Source organism: Streptomyces tricolor (genome assembly GCF_002155905.1).
Lineage (GTDB): Bacteria > Actinomycetota > Actinomycetes > Streptomycetales > Streptomycetaceae > Streptomyces > Streptomyces tricolor.
In genome coordinates, this window is sequence record NZ_MUMF01000869.1 from 1 (window position 1) to 2,546 (window position 2,546).

The 2,546-nt window shown below is 76.9% G+C and carries 3 protein-coding genes; 1 reads left to right on the plus strand and 2 read right to left on the minus strand.

Annotated features, from left to right (window positions below):
* On the minus strand, positions 1–1,139 hold a 1,139-nt coding region (locus tag CCN44_RS40945), incomplete at its 3' end, for a DMT family transporter (RefSeq protein WP_331478630.1).
* A 122-nt stretch (positions 1,140–1,261) separates the two neighbouring features.
* Between CCN44_RS40945 and CCN44_RS40950 the strand changes: the two genes are divergently transcribed.
* Entirely contained in the window at positions 1,262–2,230 is a 969-nt protein-coding gene (locus CCN44_RS40950; protein ID WP_086704287.1) for a LysR family transcriptional regulator, read from the plus strand.
* Here CCN44_RS40950 and CCN44_RS40955 read toward each other — a convergent pair.
* The coding region (locus CCN44_RS40955) for a PucR family transcriptional regulator (RefSeq protein WP_143650431.1) at positions 2,208–2,546 on the minus strand (339 nt) is incomplete at its 5' end. The two genes, CCN44_RS40950 and CCN44_RS40955, sit on opposite strands and share 23 nt — an antisense overlap.

Consider the following 2,546-nt stretch of genomic DNA (forward strand, 5'->3'; position numbering starts at 1 on the left):
GCAGGAACGGAGGCCGCGGGCGCGGCAGGAACGGAGGCGGAGGCCGCGGCAGGAACGGAGGCCGCGGGCGCGGCGGGAACGGAGGCGGAGGACGCGGCAGGAACGGAGGCCGCGGGCGCGGCGGGAACGGAGGCCGCGGGCGGGGCAGGAACGGAGGCGGAGGACGCGGCGGGAACGGAGGCCGCGGCGGGAACGGAGGTCGTGGGCGGGGTGGGTGCGTGGCGGCGGTGTCGGGCGAGGTGGACGCCGGCCAGCACCACGGCCATGCCGGCCACCGTCCGCGCGCCGAGCGGCTCGTGCAGGACGAGCGCGCCTAGGGCGGTGGAGACGACGGGGAGCAGGTAGCCGACGGTGGCGGCGGCCGTAGGGCCTTCGAGGGCGATCAGGCGGTAGTTGAGGTGGAAGGTGAACCCGGTGCAGAAGATCCCGAGCACGGCGACGGCCGCGAGCGCCACCGGGTCGGTCCACCCGGTCGAGGTGCCCCCGGCCGGCAGCGCGAGCGCGCCGAGCCCGGCCGCCGCGGTGAGCTGGGCGGCGGAGACGGCGAGCGGCCCGGTCCCGCCGCCGGCGCGGGCGTCGGTTCCGTCGCCGGTTCCGGCGCCAGTGCCGGTGCCGGTGAGGTAGCGCCCCATGTAGGCGAAGGCCACCGCGTAGGAGAGGGCGGCGCCGAGCAGGGCCAGGACGCCCCAGCCGGTCGAGCCGCCGGCGGCGGACGAGGACGGGGCGCTCCAGGGCGAGAAGATCAGCAGCACACCCGCGAAACCGAGCAGCAGCCCGGCGAACCGCACCGGGCGCCGGTCGCGTTCGGTGCCGAGCGCGAGACCGATCAGCAGGGACCACAGCGGGGTCGTCGCGTTCAGCACCCCCGCGAGCCCGGTGGACACGGTCCGTACGCCCTGCGCGGCCAAAAAGAACGGCAGCGTGTTGCAGAGCAGGGCGGCCACGGCGATCCGGCGCCAGACCCCGGCCCCGCGCGGCAGGTGCTGCCGGGACAGCCGGGCGAGCAGGAGCAGCACGCCGGCGCCGAGGACGGCCCGGACCACGGTGATGTGCAGGGGCGACAGCCCGTGGCGCAGCGCCAGGCCGGTCCAGAGGTAGCCCGAGCCCCAGAGCAGGGCGAGAACGGCCACGCGCAGCACGGGGACTTCCTTTCGTCGACGCTGGTCCCCGCCACCGTGCGGCCCTCGGACATGTGAGGACAAGTGAAGGTTTCACGCTGACCTTTAAGCTGAGCTTCAACCATCCCCTTAAGCTGGACCGCATGCTGGACGTACGGCGTCTCCAGGTCCTCCGCTCGGTCGTGACCAGCGGCTCGGTGAGCGCCGCCGCCACGGCGCTCGGCTACACCCCGTCGGCCGTGAGCCAACAGGTGGCGGCGCTGGAGCGGCAGGCCGGTACGGCCCTGCTGGAGCGGGCCGGGCGGGGCGTGCGGCCGACCGCCGCCGGACTGCTGCTGGCCGAGCACGCGGCGGCGATCGAACGCCGGCTGGCGGAGGCCGGCGCGGCCCTGGCCGACCTGCTGACCGGGCGGAACGGAAGCCTGACGGTCCGGTACTTCGCCACCGCCGGCGCGGAGCTGGTGGCCCCGGCGGTGGCCGCCTTCCGCGCGGATCACCCCGGCGTGCGGCTCGACCTCGCTTCGACCGACCCGGCCGACCCGCTGCCGGAGGTGCTGGACGGCCGGGCCGACCTGGCGGTGGTGGTCCGGCCGCGCACGGCGGAGCAGCCCGGGCTGCGGCTCGTGCACCTGCTCGACGACCCGTACCGGGCGGTGCTGCCGAAGGGGCATCCGCTGGCGGCCAGGCGCGTGCTGGACCTCGCCGATCTGGCCGGGGAGCCGTGGGTGGGCAGCGAACGGCCCGGCCCCTGCCTGGACACCGTCCTGGACGCGTGTGCCGCCGCCGGTTTCCGGCCCCGGGTCGCGGTGGACGGCGAGGACTACCGGGCCGCCCAGGGGTTCGTCGCGGCCGGTCTCGGGGTGGCGCTGGTCCCGCTGCTGGGCCTGGACCGCCGCCATCCGGGCGTGGCGGTCCGCCGGCTGCGCGGTCCGGAACCGGTCCGCACCATCCAGGCGGCGGTCCGCGAGGGCGCGTGGGGTCAGCCGGTCCTCGACCGCCTGCTGGACGCCCTGGGCGGGCGGGCACGGGCGGCGGCGCCGCCACCCGGACCACGCGGGGAGTCCCGGCGGACGGTCACGCGGCGGACGGTCACTCGGCGGCGGTCGCCTTGAGGGCGAGCCACAGCTCCATCCGCACGTCCGGATCGTCCAGGCTCCGCCCCAGGATCTCCTCGACCCGCCGCATCCGGTAGCGCAGGGTGTGCCGGTGCACGCCCAGGTCCGCCGCGGCGGCGTCCCACTGCCCGTGCCGCGACAGCCACGCCCGCAACGAGGCGACCAGATCCCCGCGCCCGGTCGCGTCGTGCTCGTGCAACGCCCGCAGCAGCCCGTCGGCGAACGCCTTCACCGCGTCGTCGGCGAGCAGCGGCAGCACGGACCCGGCGGCCAGCTGCTCGTGCTCCACGAGCACCCGCCCCCGCCGCCGCGC